General features: G+C 73.3%; 17 protein-coding genes. 11 read left to right on the top strand and 6 right to left on the bottom strand.

Annotated features, from left to right (window positions below; translation table 11 throughout):
• The first annotated feature begins 63 nt into the window (after positions 1 to 63).
• From ACGFIQ_RS33655 to ACGFIQ_RS33630, 6 genes are all read left to right on the top strand, one after another.
• Entirely contained in the window at positions 64 to 3,714 is a 3,651-nt protein-coding gene (locus ACGFIQ_RS33655) for a hypothetical protein (protein ID WP_393249951.1), read from the top strand.
• Between the two features lie 23 nt (positions 3,715 to 3,737).
• On the top strand, positions 3,738 to 4,712 hold the full coding sequence (locus ACGFIQ_RS33650) for an alpha/beta fold hydrolase (protein WP_393249949.1): 975 nt from the start codon (positions 3,738 to 3,740) through the stop codon (positions 4,710 to 4,712).
• A gap of 5 nt (positions 4,713 to 4,717) precedes the next feature.
• Positions 4,718 to 5,563, top strand: coding sequence for a DUF3152 domain-containing protein (locus ACGFIQ_RS33645; protein ID WP_393249947.1), 846 nt, complete (start codon positions 4,718 to 4,720; stop codon positions 5,561 to 5,563).
• A gap of 96 nt (positions 5,564 to 5,659) precedes the next feature.
• Positions 5,660 to 6,484 carry a DUF3152 domain-containing protein gene (locus ACGFIQ_RS33640; protein ID WP_393249945.1) on the top strand — a complete coding sequence of 275 codons (825 nt, stop codon included), beginning with the start codon at positions 5,660 to 5,662 and terminating at the stop codon, positions 6,482 to 6,484.
• 122 nt (positions 6,485 to 6,606) lie between these two features.
• Entirely contained in the window at positions 6,607 to 7,788 is a 1,182-nt protein-coding gene (moeZ, locus tag ACGFIQ_RS33635) for an adenylyltransferase/sulfurtransferase MoeZ (RefSeq protein WP_393249943.1), read from the top strand.
• Positions 7,789 to 8,002: 214 nt separating this feature from the next.
• Positions 8,003 to 8,830 carry a prenyltransferase/squalene oxidase repeat-containing protein gene (locus ACGFIQ_RS33630; protein ID WP_393249986.1) on the top strand — a complete coding sequence of 276 codons (828 nt, stop codon included), beginning with the start codon at positions 8,003 to 8,005 and terminating at the stop codon, positions 8,828 to 8,830.
• Between the two features lie 20 nt (positions 8,831 to 8,850).
• Here the strand turns inward: ACGFIQ_RS33630 and ACGFIQ_RS33625 are convergent, their stop codons facing one another.
• Positions 8,851 to 10,092: a glutamate-5-semialdehyde dehydrogenase gene (locus ACGFIQ_RS33625; RefSeq protein WP_393249984.1), complete on the bottom strand. Its 1,242-nt coding sequence runs from the start codon at positions 10,090 to 10,092 to the stop codon at positions 8,851 to 8,853.
• 96 nt (positions 10,093 to 10,188) lie between these two features.
• Positions 10,189 to 11,346: a glutamate 5-kinase gene (gene proB / locus ACGFIQ_RS33620; protein WP_393249941.1), complete on the bottom strand. Its 1,158-nt coding sequence runs from the start codon at positions 11,344 to 11,346 to the stop codon at positions 10,189 to 10,191.
• Between the two features lie 13 nt (positions 11,347 to 11,359).
• Between proB and ACGFIQ_RS33615 the strand changes: the two genes are divergently transcribed.
• Entirely contained in the window at positions 11,360 to 11,674 is a 315-nt protein-coding gene (locus tag ACGFIQ_RS33615) for an MGMT family protein (RefSeq protein WP_393249939.1), read from the top strand.
• 45 nt (positions 11,675 to 11,719) lie between these two features.
• Here the strand turns inward: ACGFIQ_RS33615 and ACGFIQ_RS33610 are convergent, their stop codons facing one another.
• On the bottom strand, positions 11,720 to 12,940 hold the full coding sequence (locus tag ACGFIQ_RS33610; RefSeq protein ID WP_393249937.1) for a hypothetical protein: 1,221 nt from the start codon (positions 12,938 to 12,940) through the stop codon (positions 11,720 to 11,722).
• A complete protein-coding gene (locus ACGFIQ_RS33605) occupies positions 12,933 to 13,496 on the bottom strand; it encodes an RNA polymerase sigma factor (RefSeq protein WP_393249935.1) in 564 nt (187 codons plus the stop codon). Before ACGFIQ_RS33605 ends, ACGFIQ_RS33610 begins: the two co-directional genes overlap by 8 nt.
• Before the next feature lie 185 nt (positions 13,497 to 13,681).
• Here ACGFIQ_RS33605 and ACGFIQ_RS33600 point away from each other — a divergent pair, with 185 nt between their 5' ends.
• Together ACGFIQ_RS33600 and ACGFIQ_RS33595 are read left to right on the top strand one after the other, a co-directional pair.
• Entirely contained in the window at positions 13,682 to 15,070 is a 1,389-nt protein-coding gene (locus ACGFIQ_RS33600; protein ID WP_393249933.1) for an MFS transporter, read from the top strand.
• 27 nt (positions 15,071 to 15,097) lie between these two features.
• Positions 15,098 to 16,570: a pyridoxal phosphate-dependent decarboxylase family protein gene (locus ACGFIQ_RS33595; protein ID WP_393249931.1), complete on the top strand. Its 1,473-nt coding sequence runs from the start codon at positions 15,098 to 15,100 to the stop codon at positions 16,568 to 16,570.
• A 251-nt stretch (positions 16,571 to 16,821) separates the two neighbouring features.
• Here ACGFIQ_RS33595 and ACGFIQ_RS33590 read toward each other — a convergent pair whose 3' ends face one another.
• Both ACGFIQ_RS33590 and ACGFIQ_RS33585 read right to left on the bottom strand, forming a co-directional pair.
• Positions 16,822 to 18,030 (bottom strand): hypothetical protein, encoded by a 1,209-nt coding sequence (locus ACGFIQ_RS33590; protein ID WP_393249929.1) that lies wholly within the window; start codon positions 18,028 to 18,030, stop codon positions 16,822 to 16,824.
• Positions 18,023 to 18,583, bottom strand: coding sequence for an RNA polymerase sigma factor (locus ACGFIQ_RS33585; RefSeq protein ID WP_393249927.1), 561 nt, complete (start codon positions 18,581 to 18,583; stop codon positions 18,023 to 18,025). The genes ACGFIQ_RS33590 and ACGFIQ_RS33585 overlap by 8 nt, the downstream gene beginning before the upstream one ends.
• Before the next feature lie 196 nt (positions 18,584 to 18,779).
• On the opposite strand from ACGFIQ_RS33585, the gene ACGFIQ_RS33580 reads away from it, so the two are divergent.
• Positions 18,780 to 19,361 (top strand): NADH-quinone oxidoreductase subunit B family protein, encoded by a 582-nt coding sequence (locus tag ACGFIQ_RS33580; protein ID WP_357559000.1) that lies wholly within the window; start codon positions 18,780 to 18,782, stop codon positions 19,359 to 19,361.
• Between the two features lie 315 nt (positions 19,362 to 19,676).
• Positions 19,677 to 20,993: a DUF2252 domain-containing protein gene (locus tag ACGFIQ_RS33575; protein ID WP_393249925.1), complete on the top strand. Its 1,317-nt coding sequence runs from the start codon at positions 19,677 to 19,679 to the stop codon at positions 20,991 to 20,993.
• The last annotated feature ends 4 nt before the right edge of the window (positions 20,994 to 20,997 follow it).

Below are 20,997 nucleotides of genomic sequence, written 5' to 3'. Positions count from 1 at the left end.
GCTGTAACTTATCGCCACTCTCGGCACACGGTAGCCTCAGCGGGGGCGACCAAGGAGCGCGCGGTGAGTGAAACAGGGCAACCCGGAGCCGCCACCCCGGGAGAGCACGGTGACGGAGCGGGTCAGCACGACGACCCGGGCCGTCCCGTCAGCGGGTGGGCGCCCCCGGCGGGTGGGTGGCCCCGAGCCGCCGATCGCGAGGATGCCCGGGACGAGGCGCCGCGCTGGCAACCCGACCCCGCGTCCGGTTGGCGCACCTCCTCCAGTCGACACGGCGACCTGCCGTCGCCCCTGGTCGGGCAGCCGGGTGACCTCGCTCCGCCGGCCCGCGCCAACGGCCACCACGCCAACGGCGTGCACCACCCGGACGACGCCAACGGCGTCCGCCACCCGACCGACGCCAACGGCGTCCGCCACCCGACCGACGCCAACGGCGTCCGCCACCCGACCGACGCCAACGGCGTCCGCCATCCCGGCCTCGAACCATCCGCGGGGCACCCCACGCCGGTGAGCGCCCCGCCCGGGCTGCCCGCGGACGGTCGACCCGAGGTGCCCGGCGACCGGCTGGTGGTGCCCGCCCAACGCCCCGCGCCCGCGCTGGAGCAGGGGGCCGGCGAACCCGACACGGGGTCCGCCACCCGCTCCACCGTGGATCCGGCCACCCACCGTGCCCGCTGGGCCGAGCCCGGCCTGCCCACCTCGGCGCCGCCGGCCGTTCAGGTGCCGCCCGTCGGCACCGCCGCGTCGGGTTTCGAGGTACCGCCCGGCTTCCGCGCACCCACCACCGAGCGGCTGACCGCCGACGACCCGGCCGCGCCACGCGACTGGCGGGACCCACTCCCACCGGAGCCGGCGCCAGCACCGGGCCGCACGGCCGGGCACGCCGACGCGACCGATCCAGGCCGCGCCGGGGACAGTTCCCGGCCAGCAGACACGCAGCGCGCCGGGGAATCGCCGACCATTGAGCCGGACTGGTCGGGGCCGAACTGGAACCGCCCGAGCTCAGGTGGCGGGTGGGCTCCGCCCTGGTCCCGCCAGGACGACGAGCCGGCTGCCGCCGCCGCCCGGGACGAGTCCACGCCGGGTTGGGTCGCCGAGCCCCACCAGCCGTACGAGCCGGTGCGCGCTGAGCCGCCTCGCCCGTACGAGCCGGTGCGCGCCGATCCGCCCCGCGGCTACGACCCGGTCCGGGGTGAGTCCGGGTCCGATGCCACGCCGCTGCACCCCACCAAGCCGATCAGCTCGCCGCCGTCCGATCGCCCGTCCTGGGTCGCGCCGGCCGCCGTTCCGCCCGCCGACCCGTCCCCCACCAGTGGGCCGCCGGTGTCCTCGGCAGGCATGACACCGCCGGTCGCCGAGCGCCCCTCCTGGGCCAGCGGCCCCACGCCGACCAGCGGCCCGCCGGCTGACCGCCCCTCCTGGGCCGGGTCCGAGGCAACCGGGGCACCCCGAGCCGACCGCCCGTCCTGGGCCGGCGGGTCCGACCCCGGGCCCACAGGCGTCCCTCCGGTGCGGCCGTCCTGGGCCGGGGAATCCGATCCGGCCAGCACGCCGGCACGACCGTCGTGGGCTGCCGGGTCCGAGGCGGCGACCAACACTCCGTCGGTACGACCATCGTGGGCCGGCGGGTCCGACCCCGAGCCCGCCAGCGCGCCGCCAGCGCGGCCGTCCTGGGCCGGCGCGTCCGATCCGACACCGACAGGCGTCCCGCCGGCACGACCGTCCTGGGCCGGCGGGTCCGAGGCGGCGACCAACACTCCGTCGGTACGGCCATCGTGGGCTGGTGGGTCCGACCCTGAGCCCAGCGGTGCGCCGCCGGCACGGTCGTCCTGGGCCGGCGGGTCCGACCCCGAGCCCGCCGGTGCGCCGCCGGCACGGTCGTCCTGGGCTGTCGGGTCGGATCCGACGCCGACAAGCGTCCCTCCGGTGCTGCCGTCCTGGGCCGGTGGGCCCGACCCGACGCCGACGAGCGCACCGCCGACGCGGCCCTCCTGGGTCTCCGGTGCCGCACCGGCCGACCCACCACCCCCGGCACCGGCCGGGTCGACTCCCACGCTGTCTGACGCGCCCCCGGCCCCGGCGGGCCCCCCGCCCCTGGTGGCGGAGCGCCCCTCCTGGGTCGGCGGTTCGTCGACGGCGAGCGGCCCACGAGCCGAGCGGCCGGACTGGTCCGAGGGCCGGATCCCGGCCGCGCCGCCCGAGCGCCAGTCCTGGCCGGCCAGCCAGTCCACCGGCACTGGTGGCGGCGCCGCGGGCGAGCCGTCCGGGCTGCCCCGGCCCGAGATCCGGCCGGCCGCACCGTTCCGGCTCCGACCGGCGACACCCGAACCTCCCGTCGAGCCACCCCGTTCGACCGCGCCGTCGTCGGCCGCCGCCGCGTCGTCCCCCACCGCGGCGGTTCCGCCCTCCGCCTTGGGCGGGTCCGGGCGTCGGGATCGGCCCGCAGGCGCGTCCACCTCGCCCTACGCGGCTCGCCGATCCGCCCCCGATCCGACGCCGTCGACCGAGCCGGCCGACGACGGCCGACAACCAGACCCGAGGGCGGCGGTGCTGCCGCAGCGCGTCCCCGCGGAACCGGACGTGCCCGTCGTGCCGGAGCCGCCAGCCGTGGAGCCACCCGCCGAAACCCCGGAACTCGCCCGTATCGCCACCCACCTGCGCCGTGACGACGAACCAGCCCCGCTGCGGGAGCGTCCCGAGGGGTTCGACGTCAACGCCATCCTGGACGCCGTTCGGGAGGTCGCCGGTGTCCGCGACGCGGCGCTGCGCCGCACCCCGGCAGGGGCACACAGTCTGCGACTGGACCTGGCCGACGGCGCCGACCCGGCCGAGGTGAGCCGACAGGTGGCCCGGCTGCTCCAGGAGCGGATGGGGCTGGCCGCCGCCCCGCAGAACGTGCCCGGCCTGCCCACCACACCACCCCCGCCGGTGCGCCGACGCCTGGCCGAGCCCCGACCCGCCGAACGGCGTACGGCGGAGCCCCTGGGCGCAGCCCCCCGCGACGCCGGTCCGGATCCACGCGCCGCCGACGTCCGGGCAACCGAGCCGACGGCACCCGCCCATCCGTCGGGTGCCTCGGTGGAGGCCACACCGGCCGGCTCGGAGCAGTCGACCGGCACGGACACCACACGCCGCCGCCGACCTAACGCGCCGCACCGGGGTCGCGCCACGGTCGAGGAGCCGGGATCGGTCGCGGCACCGGCCGGTGCCGCGACCGGCAGCCCGGCGACGCTCGGTACGTCGTACTCCGGTGGTCAGGTGACCACGACGGAGTCGGCGCCGTCCCGACCGCTGGACACCGGCGGCACGCCGGGGCCGCGGGTGGTGATCGACCACGTGCAGGTGAGCACCTTCGGCCTGGACGCGAACGTGGAGGTCCGGCTGCTGGCCGACGGCGACAGCGCCTCCGGGTACGCGACCGGGCCGGCGGTGGACGGCTACGTGCTGCGGCTCTGCGCGGTGGCGGCGGCCGCCGCGGTCGACGAGTTGCTGCGCGACGCCGACAACGCCGAACGCGGACGCTGTTTCGTCGAGCACGCCGCGGTGGTGCCCTTCGGCAACTGCGAGGTGGCCACCGTGGTGGTGCTGCTCGTCTGCGCGGGCTGGGTCGAGCAGCTCGCCGGCTCGGCTCTGGTCGCCGGTGATCCACGGCAGGCGGTGGTCCGGGCGACGCTGGCGGCGGTGAACCGTCGGCTGGAGGCCCTGCTGTCCTGAATGGAACGGGGCAGACTGGAACGATGAGAAGCGCCACCCTCTGGCCGGACCACCTGCTCCCCGACCACCAGGTCCCGCCGCCGTGGCCGGGCCGGGAGGTCCGCCTGGACGGCCTGGTCACGTACGTGCGGGACACCCCGGCCACCGCCCCGGGCGCGGAACCGGCGTTGTACGTGCACGGGTTGGGCGGGTCGTCGCAGAACTGGACCGACCTGGCCGGGCTGCTCGCCGACCGGCTGGACGGTCAGGCCATCGACCTGCCCGGCTTCGGTCGTAGTGAGCCGGGTCCCCGCTACACCATTCCGGCCTTCGCGGATCTGGTCGTCCGCTGGATCGAGCACTCCGGCCGGGGCCCGGTGCACCTGTTCGGCAACTCGCTGGGCGGCGCGGTCGCGGTCCAGGTCGCCGGGCTCCGGCCGGACCTGGTCCGTACCCTCACCCTGATCTCGCCGGCCCTGCCGTTTCTCGACTTCCGCCGCTCGTTGCAGGGGCGGATGCTGCCGGTGCTCGCCATTCCGCGCGGCGAGCGGCTGGTCGCCCGGCACCTCACCCAGCTCGCTCCCGAGGTGATGGCCCAGCAGGTGCTGGAGGCCTGCGTCGCGGATCTGAGCCGGATCTGCGACCAGCGCCGGGCCGAGGCACTGGAGGAGATCCGGGTGCGGTACGAGGCGGAGCACTACGCCGCCGCGTACGTCCGGACGTTCCGTGGACTGGTCTCCAGCTTCCTGCGGGCGTACCTGCCGGGGCCGGGGTCGCTGTGGCGACTCGCCGGGGCGGTACGCGCACCGACCCTGGTGGTGGGCGGCCGACAGGACCGTCTCGTCGACGTGCGGGTCGCGCCGCAGACCGCCCGGGTCATCCCGGACAGCAGGTTGATGATGCTCGACGGCGTCGGTCACGTGGCGCAGTTGGAGGTCCCCCGCCTGGTTGCCCGGGCGGTGGTCGGCCTGCTCGCCGAAACGGGGGACACCACCGGACGGCCCGATCTGGCAGGCTGACGTGGATGCCCAGCTCAGCCCGCTCCTCCGCACGCCGTCGGCGACGGTTCGCGCTGCTCGCCCAACTGGTGGCGGTGGTGGTGGCGATCGGCGCGGCGGTGACCGTGATCGCCGAGGGGCCGGGTGGGAGGCCCGCCGCCGACCGGTTGGCCGCCGACGAGGTCGCCACGCCGGCGCCGCTGGTCGCCGCGCCGCTGCCGCCGTCGGACGGCCCGTCGCCCTCCGCCGCGTCCCCGTCCCCGGTGCTGCGGGCGCCCGGCCCGGTGCCGAGCGCCGGCACCGGAACGTTCGGCTACGACGCCCGTTCCGGCCCGGTGCTGGGTCGCGGGGGTGAGCTGCGGCGTTACCGGGTCGCCGTGGAGTCGGGCAGTGACGAGGTCGTCGCGGACTTCGCGCAGGCGGTCCAGGTGGCGCTCGCCGGGCCGGGCAGTTGGGTGGACAGCGGCAGACTTCGGCTGCAACAGGTGCCGGGGGGCGCGCCGCGCGACTTCACCGTCTACCTGGCCACCGCCCGCACGGCGGGTCAGATGTGCGCCAGGGGCGGCGTGGACATCCGGGTCGACGGTCGGCCGTACACGTCCTGCCGCGCGCCCGGGCAGGTGATCATCAACCTGGATCGGTGGCGGCTGTCCGTGCCGCACCTCGTCTCGGCCCGCGTGCCGTTGGAGGTCTACCGGACGTACGTGGTCAACCACGAGGTGGGTCACCAACTCGGGCACCGGCACGAGCGCTGCCCGGGTGCGGGTCGGCCCGCACCGGTGATGATGCAGCAGACGCTCTTTCTCAACGGGTGCCGGGTCAACCCATGGCCGTACCTGGACGGGCGCCGCTACGCCGGCCCGCCCCTCTGAGCGAGCGGCCGACCGACCGACGTACACCATCAGGCGTCTTGCGTGAATAGCGGCAAAAACGGAGATATACCCGAATAATCTGGCAGGCTCGACATCATGACGCCGTCGTCCCCTTACGGCCCGCCCTTGCCGCCGCCCGACCGGCCGGCGTACGAGGGCGCGCGTCCCACGCTCGTCCGGATGCACCGGCGACGTCGCCGCACCCTGCTGCTCGGCGTGCTCGTGCTCGCCGTCGGCATCTCGGTGACACTGAACCGGGTGGGTGACCCGCCAGCCGAACCGCCCGTCACCATCACCCAGGGCGAGATGGGCCACGGCGGTGGAGGGCTCGCGCACCCCACGCCCACCAGCTACCCCTCCGTCGGAGCGGGACGCTTCACGGTGGCCGACGGTGAGACGGCAGTGCGGGGTACGGACGGGCCGCTGCGCCGCTACCGGGTGGTGGTCGAGCGTGGCGCCGGCCAGGACGCCGACGCGTTCGCCGCCAAGGTGGACGAGGTGCTGACCGACAAGCGCAGTTGGATCGCCTCCGACGAGCTGCGGGTGCAACGGGTGGCCGACTTCGGGGCGGCGGACTTCACCATCTATCTCGCCACCCCTGTCACGTCCGAGCGGATGTGCGCCGAGGGCGGGTTGACCACCGAGCGCTACACCTCCTGCCGCCTGCCCGGCCGGGTCATCATCAACCTGGCACGCTGGATGGAGGCGGTCCCCGACTACGGTGCTCCGCTGGACACCTACCGCACCTACGTGATCAACCACGAGGTGGGCCACGAGTTCGGCGAGGAACACGAGGCGTGCCCCGGCCCGGGGGAGCCCGCACCGGTGATGCAACAGCAGACGTACGGCCTGCACGGCTGCGTCGCCAACGCCTGGCCATACCTCGACGGACGTCGCTACGCGGGTGACATCGTCCCCTGATCGACCGGGTCGTCGGTTATTCCCGCTCCCGCATCGCGGACCAGTGTCGTCCCTCATGGCCGAGCGGGGCTCCCGCGAGCGACAATGGCGCGGTTCACACCGCCGATTCCGGGGAGTCCACCGTGTCGTTGCCCCCGCTCGTCGAGCCCGCCGCCGAGCTGACCGTTGACGAGATCCGCCGCTACTCACGCCACCTGATCATCCCGGATGTCGGGGTGACCGGGCAGAAGCGGCTGAAGAACGCCCGGGTGCTCTGCGTCGGCGCTGGCGGCCTCGGGTCGCCCGCCCTCATGTACCTTGCCGCGGCCGGCGTCGGCACGCTCGGCATCATCGACTTCGACACCGTCGACGAGTCCAACCTCCAGCGTCAGATCATCCACGGCGTGTCCGACATCGGCCGGTCCAAGGCCGAGTCCGCCGCCGCGTCGATCCGTGAGATCAACCCCCTGGTCCAGGTGGAGATCCACAACACCGCACTCGACCGGGAGAACGTCCGGGAGATCTTCGCCCAGTACGACCTGATCGTCGACGGCACCGACAACTTCGCCACCCGCTACATGGTCAACGACGCGGCGGTGCTGCTCGGCAAGCCGTACGTCTGGGGCTCGATCTACCGTTTCGACGGCCAGGCGTCGGTGTTCTGGGCCGAGCACGGCCCCTGCTACCGCTGCCTCTACCCGGAGCCGCCGCCGCCCGGCATGGTCCCCTCCTGCGCCGAGGGTGGCGTGCTCGGCGTGCTCTGCGCGTCGATCGGCTCCATCCAGGTGAACGAGGCGATCAAGCTGCTGACCGGCATCGGTGAGCCGCTTGTCGGTCGGCTGATGGTCTACGACGCCCTGGAGATGGAATACCGCAAGATCAAGGTCCGGAAGGACCCGAACTGCGTGCTCTGCGGCGACAACCCGACGGTCACCGACCTGCTGGAAGACTACGAGGACTTCTGCGGCGCGGTCTCCGAGGAGGCCCAGGAGGCGACGCTCGACTCGACCATCACCGCGCTGGAGCTCAAGGATTGGCAGGACGCCGGCAAGGACATCTTCCTGGTCGACGTCCGGGAGCCGGCCGAGTACGAGATCGTCCGCATCCCCGGCTCCACACTGATCCCCAAGGGCGACATCATCTCCGGCGAGGCGCTGGCGAAGCTGCCGCAGGACAAGCAGATCGTGCTGCACTGCAAGTCCGGCGTCCGCTCGGCGGAGGCGCTCGCCGCCCTCAAGGCGGCCGGCTTCAAGGATGCCGTGCACGTACAGGGCGGCGTGCTCTCCTGGATCAAGCAGATCGACCCGTCGCTGCCCGCGTACTGACCGACGTCCGCCGGGGCGGCACACCGCGCGCCGCCTCGGCGGACCGGCACACCGCGCCGCCTCGATTGGTCCGCGCCGCCGTCCCGGGCCGCCGACGAATCGACGCAGATGACGCCGAGTAGCCCGCTGACCGGAGCGACGCAGTCATTCCGGGCTGGCCGATTCTCCGAGGCGGCATCGAGTCTGCGTAGGTAGCGTCTCCGTCGTGGTCGACATGGAAGCCGCGATCGGGTTCGTCGTGGCGCACGGAGACGCGGTGGAGCGCGCCCGCCTCTCCTGGCTCCGCAACGGCACGGCCGTGCCCGTCGAGCTGCTGGAGATCGCCGAGGTCGGTCAGTCACCCGACGGCGGCTGGCCGGCCACCTGGGGCGGCGGAGTCGCCTCGATCGATGCCACCTGCTTCCGGCTCGCCGAGCTGGACGACCTGGGCGCGCTCGGCCGTCCTGCCGCTCGCCGCGCGCTGGACTGGTTGGCGTCCCGGCAGCAGGCCGACGGTGGCTGGGACGAGGACGCGTCGCTTGCCGACTCGGCTCCGGAGTGGGCCCGGCCCGGCGATCCGGAGGCGGGCTTCCTCCAGTCGGCCAACGCCGGTTTCTGGCTCACCGTCGCCGGTCTGGACGCCCGCGCCTCGGGTCCACTCGACCATCGGGTGGGCGGGGCGTACGCCGGGGTGGTGCAGGCGGCGGCCCACTCGCTCGTCGTGCGGCTGCGGCCGGACGGTAGTTGGCCGTCGTTCCTGGCCGCCGGTTGGCTGAGCGCGGCGGTGCTGCACCGGCAGGACATGTTCCAGGAGTCGGCGCGGATCCAGGTGGTGCTCGCCGAACGGATGCCGAAGATGTCCCCGGGCAACGTGGCGTGGCTGGCGGCCACTCTGCGCCGCGCCGGCATCGACCCACAGGACTGGATCATGGTGCGGGCGTTACGCCGGCTGACCGAGACCCAACGCAGCGACGGTGGTTGGGAGAGCGACGACGGCCACCAGTTCGACGTACACGCCACGCTGTCCGTGATCCGCGCCGCCCGCCCCACCCCACAAGCCTGACCAAACCCCGCGGGGCGGGTTCAGCGTAGGTGGCCTTCTCCGGTTACTACGTACTTGGTGCTGGTCAGCTCGGGTAGGCCCATCGGGCCTCGGGCGTGCAGTTTCTGGGTGGAGATGCCGATCTCCGCGCCGAACCCGAACTCGCCGCCGTCGGTGAAGCGGGTCGAGGCGTTCACCATCACCGCGGCCGAGTCCACCCGCGCGACGAATTCGCGGGCCGCGCTCGCGGAGTCGGTGAGGATGGCCTCGGTGTGTCCGGTGCCGAAGCGGCGGATGTGCGCGACTGCCGCGTCCAGCGAGTCGACCACCGCGACCGAGATGTCGGCGGACAGGTATTCGGTGGCGAAGTCCTCCTCGGTGGCCGGGACCACGGCGGTGGAGTACGCGGCGACCTCGGGGGAGCCGTGCACGGTCACCCCGGCCTCGGCGAACGCGGCAAGCATCGGCGGCAGGAACGCGTCGGCGACGCCCGCGTGCACCAGCAGCGACTCGGCGGTGTTGCAGGTGGACAGGCGCTGGGTCTTGGCGTTCAGCGTCACCGCGAGGGCCTGCGCCACATCCGCGGCGGCGTCCACGTAGACGTGGCAGTTGCCCACCCCGGTCTCGATCACCGGGACTGTCGACTCCTCGACCACGGTGCGGATCAGGGACGCTCCGCCGCGCGGGATGAGCACGTCGACGAGCCCTCGGGCGCGCATCAGCTCCTTGACCGAGTCGCGGGAGCTGGCGTCGAGCAGTTGTACCGCGTCGGCGGGGAGCCCGGCGCCGGCGATCGCGTCGCGCAGCACCGCGACAAGCGCGGCGTTGGAGTGCGCGGCCGAGGACGACCCGCGCAGCAGCGCGGCGTTGCCGGATTTCAGGCAGATCCCGGCGGCGTCCACAGTCACGTTCGGCCGCGCCTCGTAGATGATGCCGACCACCCCGAACGGCACCCGGATCTGGCGCAGCTCCAGCCCGTTGGGCAGGGTGGAACCGCGGACCACCTCGCCGACCGGGTCGGGCAGCGCGGCCATCTGCCGCAGCGCGTCGGCGATGCCGGCCACCCGAGCCGCGTCGAGGGCGAGCCGGTCCAGCACGGCCGCGCTCAGCCCGGCCTCCCGGCCGGCCGCCAGGTCCGTCTCGTTCGCGGCCAGGATCTCCGGGGTACGCGCCACCAGCGCATCGGCCATCGCCGCCAGCGCGGCGTCCTTCACCGTACGGGTGGCGGTGGCCAGGTCGGCGGCGGCGTCCCGGGCCCGTCGAGCCTGCTCGCTCACGCTCACGCTCATGCCGGCACTCCGCTGCGCCCCGCGCCGCCCGCGGGCACCGCTGCCCCGAGTTGATGGGTCGCTCGCTGGCGCTCACTCATGGATCGCTCCTCACAGCAGGACGAGGTCGTCGCGGTGGACGACCTCTCGTTCGTACGCCGGGCCCAGGGCCGCGGCGAGTTCGGAGGTGGACCGGCCGAGCAGCCCCGGCAACTCCACCGCGTCGTAGTTGACAAGCCCGCGGGCGACCGACGCACCGGCGTTGTCGACCAGGTCCACCGGGTCGCCCGCCGTGAAGGTGCCGTCGACGGCGGTGATGCCGGCCGGCAGCAGCGACTTGCGCCGCCCGACGACGGCGGCCACCGCGCCCGGGTCGAGGTGCAGCCGCCCCCGGGGCGAGGTGGCGTGCGCCAGCCAGAACAGCCGGGCCGTCGGGCGTTGGCGCCGCGGATGGAACAGGGTGCCGACCGGGTCGCCGGCCAGCGCCTGCGTGGCCAGGTCGGCGGCGGTGAGCACCACCGGGATGCCGAAGCCGGTGGCGATCCGGGCGGCCTCGACCTTGGTCACCATGCCGCCGGTGCCGACGCCGGACCGGCCGGCCCCGCCGATGGTGATCCCGGTGAGGTCCGCGTCGTCGCGGACCTCCGTGATCCGGGTCGAGTGCGGGTTGGCCGGGTCGCCGGTCCAGAGCGCGTCCACGTCGGAGAGGAGCACCAGCAGGTCGGCGTGCACCAGTGCCGCCACCAGGGCGGCCAGTCGGTCGTTGTCGCCGAACCGGATCTCCTGGGTGGCGACCGTGTCGTTCTCGTTGACGATCGGCACCGCGCCCAGGTCGAGCAGCTTGCGCAGCGTTCGGTACGCGTTGCGGTAGTGCGCCCGTCGGGTCACGTCGTCGACGGTGAGCAGCACCTGCCCGACGGTGCGGCCGTGCCGGGCGAAGCTGGCCGCGTACCGGCCGATCAGAAGGCCCTGCCCGACGCTGGCGGCGGCCTGCTGGGTGGCCAGGTCGCGCGGACGCCGGGACAACCCGAGCGGGGCGAGGCCGGCGGCGATCGCGCCGGAGGAGACCAACACCACCTCGCGTCCCTCGCCTGTCAACCGACCGAGGGTGTCGACGAGCGTGTCGACGCGCTCGTCCGCCAGCCCGCCGGTCGCGGTGGTCAACGAGGAGGATCCGATCTTGACGACGACCCGCCGGGCCGTCGTGACTGCGTCGCGCACCCGCCCATTCTGCGTGGTCACGGCCGCACCGCCCGGCGGCCTTCCCATATGGTGGCGGATTGTGACTCCTGACGAGTACGTCGAGGCGGTGCTCGACCTGGTCGAGCGGATCCCGGAGGGCCGGGTGATGTCCTACGGCGCGGTGGCCGACGCGCTCGCCGAGCGCTCGGGTCGCGCCTCGGCACGGCTGGTGGGCACCATCATGGCCCGCCATGGCGGCTCGGTGCCCTGGCACCGGGTGGTGACCTCCGCCGGCCGGCTGCCGCCGGGGCACGAGCGGGAGGCGCGGGCCCGACTGCGCGCCGAGGGGGCGCCTCTGCGCGGCGAGGGCGTGGACATCGCGGCGGCCGGTTGGTCGCCGCAGGAGCGGCCGTGACCACCGGCGGAACGTGATCGGCGTCCGGCGGGGCGTGGTCGCTGTTCAGAGCCGGATCGGGGACTGCACCACGTTGTCGTCTGGCTTGAGGTCGGGCCACCAGCGGCCCTGGGCGTCGCCGTGCACAACGGAGAAACTCTCGGTGTCGGCGTCGGCACCCGGCTGGGCAGGTACCCGTTGGACGAACGTGTAGCGGCGCGACTCACCAGCCGGTACGCCGGGTAGCAGACACCCCGGTTCGGTCGAGTCCCACCGCTGCCCCGGTTCGCATCGGGTCCAGTCTCCTCCCGCCCGTCCGCCGTGCTCGATGTTGTGGAACGACACCCGCGGCGCGTCGACCGGCCCGGCGTTGGTGACCGTGAAGACGGTGGTGAGTTCACGCCCTGCGTCGGTACCGGGGACCTCGACCAGCTCGTGGGTCATGCTCATCTTCAGGTTGGTGAGCCGGGGATCGGGGCCGAATGTCGTGGGGCCGTCGGTCTGCTCGAACCGCTGCCCGTCCCACCGGTACGTCCGCACCTGTTCCCGCCGCAGATACGTGGGGACCTCGCAACACGGCACGATGTCGGCCACCGTCACCCGCACCGAACCGGTCGGGGTGATCTCCGCCGCGAGGATGTCCGTGAACTCGTCGTCGGTCCGGACCACTCGGCCCACCGTCACGATCCGGTCGTCGGAGTTCCGCTCGAAGGCCACCACCTGCTTCGCCGACGCTTCCCCGTACCGGCAGGCGACGACGGCGATGGTCTCGTCGGCTCCGTCGCCGTCGACGTCGCCGTACTCGAACTCGTCGTCGGCCAGCTCCGACACGTAGGTCTGCTTGGTGTTGGTCTTCAGCCGGACGTTCGAGGTGGTGCAGCCGCCCTCCGCCATGCCCGCCGGCCAACTGGGCAGGTCGACAGGTGTGGCGAGTAGTTGCGCCCGACTGATTCGCCCGTCCGGGCCGGTCGGGGCGGTGGCGCTGGGCGTCGGCGACTGCGACGGCGACCCGGTCGGCGTGGGCGTCGGCGGTGCCGGCGTGGGCGGGGCCGTCGGTGGGATGGACTCCACCGGCACCGGCGGGGTGCGGTCGGCGTGCAGCGCGGCGTTGATGACGACGGGGGTCACCGCCAGGACGACCGCCGTGGCGGCGGCCGCCGCCGTCATCCGTCGGCGTCGGCGCAGGAGCTGCCGGGCCTTGTCGGGACCGGGACCGGCGACCTGGCTGATCACGTCATTGCGGTACGCGCCGAGCCGCTCGCGCAGCAGCGGATCGAGGTCAGACATCGCGTACCCCCTCGGTGTTCTCGTCGAGCAGCGCGGCCAGGGCGGTCCGGCCGCGGTGCAACCACGACTTGACGGTGCCCTCGGCCACCCCCTCCTGCGCGGCGATCTGGTTGACCGACAGGTCGGCCAGGTAGTGCAGGATGACCGCGCGGCGATGGTTGGGCGGCAGTTGCGCCAGCGCCGCGTCGATGGCGACCCGGTCGGGTGTCGGCCCGGCCACCTCGGTCTCGGTGCGCCGTTGTCGCAGCAGGTGGTTCCGGGCGGTACGCAGGCGTCGCCAGCGGCTGTGCGCCAGGTTCCAGGCGACCTTGCGGACCCAGGCCACCGGGTCGTCGTAGCGGACCAGGCGGTCCCAGCGGGCCAGCGCTCGGTAGAACGCCTCCTGCGCCAGGTCCTGGGCGTGGCCCAGATCCCCCGTGTACGCCGACAGTTGGGCGGTCACGCTGCCGAAGTGCGCGTGGTAGAAGTCGTCGAAGGTGATCGTCGTCTCGACCGCCGAACCGGCCGTCCGTACCGCCGGTGGCTCATTGGCGCGGGCTCCCATCGTTGACGTCACTGCCCCTCCCCCGTCACCGCCAGGCTGGTCTGCCCTCGGCGGTGGTAACACTCCGAGCCTGCGAAGGCGGTTGCGGGCCTCGCTGCCGGCAACCCGACTGTTCGGATGTCCGCGACGGGTCGGGCAGGTTGATCACCGCTGGAGGGGATGTGACCCTCATCGCAACGTGAGTAATATTCGGCCCCATGAAAACGCCGCCGGGCGCCGGCTCGCTGCCTCGACGGGTGCACGCCGGCTATGCGCTCGGCTCCCTGGCCACCGGTGCGTTCGGCACCGTGCCCGGTCTGCTGCTGCTGCCCTACCTGACCGACACGCTCGGTGTGGCCGCCGGGCTGGCCGCCCTGCTGGTGCTGCTCCCCAAGGCGTGGGACGTGCTGGTCAACCCGGTCGCCGGGCGGATCTCCGACCGCACCCGCTCGTCCTGGGGTGCCCGGCGGCCGTACCTGCTCGTCGGCGGCCTCGCGCTCGCCGTCCTGTTCGCGTCGATCTTCGCGGCGCCGTTCGGCAACGGGTCGGCCGCCGCCGCGTACGTGGCGTTCGCCTTCCTGCTCACCGCCACCGCGTTCGCCTTCTTCCAGGTGCCGTACGTGGCGATGCCCGCGGAGCTGACCGACGACTACGCCGAGCGCACCCGGTTGATGACCTGGCGGATCGCGGTGCTGGCGCTGGCCATCCTGGTCTCCGGCGCGATCGCACCGCTGGTGGTGACCGCCGGTGGCGACGGCGTGGCGGGGCACCGGTGGATGGGGCTGTTCGTGGCGGTGCTGATCGCCCTCGGTGCCCTCGGCGCGTTCCTCGGCACCCGGTCCGCGCCCACCGGCACGGTGGGCGACAGCGAGCCGACCCTGCGCGCCCAACTCGCCGTGGCCGGCGCCAACCGCCCGTTCCGGGCGCTGCTGATCTGCTTCGTGGTGCAGTCCGCCGGGGTGGCGACGATCCTGGCCGGGGTCAACTACTTCGCGGCGCAGATCCTGCGCGACGAGCAGAGCGGGCCGACCCTGCTCTTCGTCTGCTTCGTCGGGCCGGCGCTGCTGGTGATGCCGCTCTGGACCCGGGTCGGTGCCCGGCTGGGCAAGCGGACCGCGCTGGTGATCGGCTCGCTGCTCCTCGCCGCCGGGGCGCTGGCCCTGGTCGCCGCGCCGGTGCTGCCCCCGGTCGCGGTCTACCTGGTGGTGGCGGTGATCGGCGTCGGGTACGCCGGGCAGCAGGTCTTCGCGCTGGCGATGCTGCCGGACTGCATCGCGTACGACACGGCGCGCACCGGTCGACGGCAGGCGGGTGTCTTCACCGGCCTGTGGACCGCCGGGGAGACCCTCGGCCTGGCACTCGGGCCGGGCATCTACGGGCTGGTGCTCCAACTCGGCGGCTACGTCTCCTCCGACACCGGCTCGGCAGCCGCCCAGTCCGACACGGCGAGACTTGGTGTCCTCCTCGGCTTCACGCTGATCCCGGCCCTCCTGGTAGCCCCACCCGTCCTCCTCCTGCGCCACTACACCCTGACCCCCGACACCCTGTCCGCCTCGAAGGACGGACGGGTCGATCAAGGAGTTGTGGTGGGGGACGAAAGCCATTGACCGCCATGAGAAGGGCACCATAACTCCATGATCGACGAGAGCGGGGTCCTGCCTTCCGGGGTTGCGGCCGAGGTTGCGCTTGACGAGGTTCGGCAGTTGCGCGCCGGTGACCGGCCGACCCACGGGGGGCAACTGTTCGCGTACGTCTACGACTCGGCGGTGTCGGGGCTGGACGAGCTGACTGCCGCCGCCCACCGGGAGAGCGCGCACGTCAACGGGCTGGACCCGACAGCCTTCCCCTCGCTGCTGGCCATGGAGAACGCGCTCGTCGGCGCCGCCGGCCGCGTGCTCGGCGCCGGCCCGGGCACCACCGCCCCGGACGTCGTCGGCAGCGTCACCAGCGGCGGCACCGAGTCGCTGATCCTCGCCGTCAAGACGGCCCGGGACGCGCACCCGGAGATCACCGCACCCCGGATAGTGGTGCCGTCGACCGCGCACGCCGCGTTCGCCAAGGCGGCGCACTACCTGCGGGTGGCGCTGGACGTCGTGCCGGTGTCCCCGGACACGCTGCGCCCCGACCCGGCCGCGATGGCCGCCGCGATCCGCCCGGAGACGGTGCTTGTCGCGTGCTCCGCGCCGTCGTACGCGCACGGCGTGGTGGACCCGGTCGCCGAGATCGCCGCCGCGGCGGCCGACGCCGGGGTGCGCTGCCACGTGGACGCCTGCTTCGGCGGCTGGACCCTGCCCTACCTGCGCCGCCTCGGCCAGCCGGTGCCGGCGTTCGACTTCGCCGTCGACGGGGTCACGTCCATCTCCGTGGACCTGCACAAGTACGCGTACGCGCCGAAGGGGGTGTCGGTGCTGCTGCACCGCGACGCCCGACTGCGCGCCCCGCAGTACTTCGCGTTCGCGGACTGGCCCGGCTACACGATGATCAACCCGGTGATCGCGTCCACCCGGTCGGGCGGGCCGATCGCCGCCGCGTACGCGACAGTGCGGCACCTCGGCGACGACGGCTACCTGCGGCTGGCCGCCCGCACCCGGGACGCGGTCGCCGGCCTGGCCGACGCGGTCCGCGCGGTCGACGGGCTGCGGCTGATGGCCGAACCCGAGTCCACAGTGGTCTGCTTCACCGCCACCGAGGGCGGCCCCGACCTGTTCGTGCTCGTCGACGAACTGACCGCGCGGGGCTGGCACACCCAACCCCAACTGTCGTACGCCGGGCTGCCGGCCAGCGTGCACCTCACGGTGACCGCCTCGGTCGCGCCCCGGGTGGCCGAGTTCGGGCCGGACCTGGCCGCCGCGGTGACCGCCGCCCGTAAGGCCGGTCCGGTGGCCCTCCCGCCCGAGTTGGTGGCGTTGGCGACGTCGCTGACGCCGGACGCGCTCACGCCGGAACTGGTCACCGGGCTCGCCGGTGGGCTCGGGCTCGGTGCTGCGGACGCGCCGACGCCGGATCGGATGGCGCTGGTGAACACGCTGCTGGACGCCGCTCCGCCGGCGCTGCGGGAGCGGCTGCTCGTCGAGTTCGTCGGGCTGCTGCAACGTCCCACCTGGTGACCGGAGCCCGGCCGCGGGGGGGGCCCCCCCCGGGGGCGCCCCCCCCCCCCGCCCCCCCGCCGGCCCCCGGGTATGAAAGACCCACTCGTCTATGATGAGGTAGTGACGGCGGGCCGGATCCAAGGCGTGAAAAGGCTCGGGCANNNGTACGAAGGGGGGTGGGGGGGGGGGGGGGGCCCCCCCCCCCCCCGGGGGGCCCCGCCCCCCCCCGCGGCCCCCCCCCCGGGCCCCCCCCCCGCGACCGGCGACCGTCAGCCGTAGATCATCTTCATCTGCACCACGTTGTCTGCTCTGCTGACGTCCGGCAGGACGTCACGTTCGCTGTCCATCGGCTGGACCTCCACGTCCGCCTTGTCCGTGCTCAGCGTGTCCCCTTTGAACACATGGAAGTCCAGGTCCAGCCGTATCTCCGCCCCGGCGGCGAGCTGACCCAGACCGCAGACGATCGGGTCGATGGTCTCCGGGACGCCCGAGCACCTCTCCCACCCGTCGACGTCCGCGCGCACCACCGCGGGCACGCCCAACCGCAGCGCCACGTGGGCGACCGGCCCCGTGCCCCGGTTGCGGATCCGCACCGTGGCCGTACCCGTCCGGGAACCGTCGTCCGCGACCTTCAGCACGAGGTCGCCGGTGGTGACCGCGACATCCGCCAGATTCGGGTTCGGACCGAAGCTCGTCGGCCCGGAGACCTGGGTGAAGGCAGCATCCTTCCAGCGGTAGCCGCGCCACTGCCGTTGTGACCACTTGGCGTTCCAGCCACCCCCGGGGGCGATGTCACCGACCTGCACCCGGACCGTGCCGTCATCCACGACGTCGAGTGCGAAGAGCCACTGCGGCTTGTCGATGGTCGTCGCGACCACGCGGCCGAGCGTCACGACCTTTCCCGCTTCGTCCCGGTCGAAGGCGACCACCTGCATCGGGCCACCGGTGCCGAGCGCGCACTGCACGAGCGCCACCGTCTCCACCGCCCCGTCCCCGTCGACGTCGCCGTGGTCGAGTGCCACGAGCCAGTTGACGCCCTCGCGATTCTCGCCGGAGATCCGTACCCCCGACGTCGGGCAGCCGCGCCCGGCCCGCCACGCGGGAAGCGTCACCGACGCGCCGAGCAACTGGGACCTGCTGAATCGGCCGTCGGGCACGCCGGGGGTGGGGCTGCCGCTTGGCGCGGACGGGCTGGGGGTCGGGTTCTGCGGGCCACTCGGCGTGGGTGCCGGCGAGCCGCTCGGCGTCGGCTCCACCGGACCCGGCCGGTGGTCGGGCCCGTTCAGCGTCGCGTACCCGAGGGCCGACCCGCCGAACAGCGCGAGCGCCGCCCCGGTGGTGGCCACCCACCGGCGACGGCCGCGGCCTCGCACCGTCCGCCGGACGGCGGCGGGCCCGGGCACCTCGACCTCGTCCAGCACGGTACGGCGGTAGCGGGCGAACTCTTCGGCCAGGCCAAGGGCCTCCTGCTCAGACATCCCGCACCTCCTCGTTGGTGTCGCGTAGCTGGGTGGCGAGTGCGGCCCGGCCCCGGTGTAGCCAGGACTTGACCGTCCCCTCGGCGACCTGTTCCTGGGCGGCGATCTCCGCGACCGTCAGATCGGCGAGGTAGTGCAGAACGACTGCCCGCCGCTGCTTCGGTGGCAACGTCGCCAGCGCGGATTCGAGAGCCACCCGGTCCGGGCTGGGCTCCGGGACATGGGTCTCCCGCTGCCGCAGCAGCCACGTCTGGGCGGTACGCAGCCGCCGCCAGCGGTTGTGCCCGAGATTCCAGGCGACCCTGCGTACCCAGGCCAGGGGGTCCTCGTATCCGACGATCCGGTCCCAGCGAGCGTACGCCCGGCAGAACGCCTCCTGAACCAGGTCCTGCGCCTGCCCACGGTCACCCGTGTACGCGGTCAGCTGCACCACCAGTCCCCGGAAGTGGGCGTGGTAGAAGTCGTCGAAGACCAGCTCTGCCGGCGTGGAGGTTGTGCTTTCCGCTGGGTCCGGTGGGCGTCCACCCACCCGCACGTCTCTCGTCACAAGCACTCGTCCTCCCCGTGGTGGCCACCAGCGGTGCGTTCGCCAGCACCAGTCACACCTGTGGGTGTGACGGCGGGTTGCACGTCGGTTGGCGTCGATTCGTTGTCTGGTCCGGGACATCGGGCCGCGCGCCCGGGCTGGTCACCGCCGGACCGCGAGGACGTCGCCTGTGATTCACTGTCGATGAGGAGAGGGGGCGCTCGTGCAGCTACCGGGAGTGCTCGGTGAGCCGATCCGGTTCGTGCTGAACTGGGGCCGCCGCTACTCGCTCTGGGTGTTCAACTTCGGCCTGGCCTGCTGCGCGATCGAGTTCATCGCCACCAGCATGGGTCGGCACGACTTCATCCGGCTCGGCGTGATCCCGTTCGCCCACGGCCCCCGCCAGGCCGACCTGATGGTGGTGTCCGGCACGGTGACCGACAAGATGGCTCCGGCGATCAAGCGGCTCTACGACCAGATGCCCGAGCCGAAGTACGTCATCTCGTTCGGCGCCTGCTCCAACTGCGGCGGCCCCTACTGGGACTCGTACTCGGTGACCAAGGGCGTCGACCAGCTCATCCCGGTCGACGTCTACGTGCCCGGCTGCCCACCCCGGCCGGAGGCCCTGCTGCACGGCATCCTGCGTCTGCAGGAAAAGATCGCCGCCGAGCAGTCCGGCCTCGGCGGTGTGCCGCAACGGGATCTGCTGGCCGCCCCGCTGGACGCCCCGCCCCGCGAGGCTGCCGCCCCGCGCTCCGTCGACTCCCTCACCGCCCCACCGGTACGCCCACCCACCGCGACCTGACGGCGACCGACCGCCACCCGGGAGAATCCGGGCGGAGGTCGGCCGCGCGCTCGTCACCTGTTGGTCGCGCGACCAGCGTGATCTGTCCGAACCCAAAGGTTGGTCCTCCCGTGCTGGCAGTGGGCGCGGAACGCGCCGGTCACCAGATAGACGTCAGCGAACCCGCGGTTTGGTTGCCCTCGCACGACAGTCAATTCGCCTTGATCCAAAATCTGCGACGCGTTACCCCGTCGCCGCTCGGGTCAACCCGTCGGCCGCGGGGGCAAAGCGGTCGTCCGACGTACGGGGTGGCCGGGCAGGGCTAGCCTGCGCATCATGAGCAGCTCAGTGGATCAGCGGTCCGCCCACATCGTCGACGTGCTCACCGAGGAGTTCGGTGCGTCCATGGCGATCGACCCGGCCGCCTTCCGCCGGAAGTTCCGCAAGATGGCGGCCTCGCCGTTCGCCTTCTACCGGGGCAGCGCCGCCCTGTTCTACGCCGACCAACTCGGCGACTTCGCCGACGACCGGTTCCTCGACGAGCGGACCAGCCGGGTGTGGATCCACGGTGACCTGCACGCGGAGAACTTCGGCACCTACATGAACGCGTCCGGGCAACTCGTGTTCAACGTCAACGACTTCGACGAGGCGTACGTCGGGCCGTTCACCTGGGACCTGCGTCGGCTCGCGGCCAGCGTGGCGTTGCTCGGCTACGGCAAGGCCCTCTCCGACACGGCGATCGGGGACCTGGTCGCCGGCTTCGCCCGGTCGTACCTGACCGAGCTGCGGGCCATCGCCGCCGGCGGCGACGACGCGATCGGCTCGATCACCCTGGAGAACGCCGACGGCGTACTGCGCCGGGTGCTCCAGCAGGCCCGGCTCAACACCCGCGTCGACCTGCTGGCCGCGCAGACCACCATCGACAACTACGAGCGGCGGTTCTCCATCGGTGACGGGGTCTTCGAGATCGACGACACCACCCGGGACCGGGTACGCGCCGCCTTCCAGGACTACCTGGGCACCCTGCCGGCCGCCTCGACGCAGCTCCGGCCGGTGGCGGCGCGGATCAAGGACGTCGTGTTGCGCAAGGGTGTGGGCATCGGCTCGGCCGGGCTGCCGTCGTACAACCTGTTGCTGGAGGGGCACACCCAGGCCCTGGAGAACGACGTCGTCATCTACATGAAGCAGGCGCAGGTGCCGGCCGTGGCACGGTACGTCACCGACGAGTCGGTTCGCGGCTACTTCCAGCACCAGGGGCACCGGACCGCCGAGTCGCAGCGGGCGTTGCAGGCGCACGCCGACCCGTGGCTGGGTTTCACCGAGCTGGACGGGACCGGTCAGCTCGTCGCCGAGGTCTCCCCCTACGCCGCGGACCTGGACTGGTCGGACGTGAACGAGCCGGAGGAGTTGTCCGGAGTGCTCGTCGACCTGGGCCGGGCGGTGGCCCGGATGCACTCGGTCGCCGACGACGAGTCCAGTCACGACCTGGTGGACTACTCCACCGAGGAGGCGATCGTGGCCGCGGTGGACGACGACGAGCCGGGCTTCGTCGCCCACCTGGTGGACTTCGCGCACGCGTACGGGGTGCGCGCCCGGCAGGACCACCAGCTCTTCGTCGACCTGTTCCGCAACGGCCGGCTGCCCGGCATCTGATCGG

Source organism: Micromonospora sp. NPDC048898 (assembly GCF_043198035.1).
Lineage (GTDB): Bacteria > Actinomycetota > Actinomycetes > Mycobacteriales > Micromonosporaceae > Micromonospora.
This window is presented reverse-complemented; position numbering and strand designations above follow the sequence as displayed.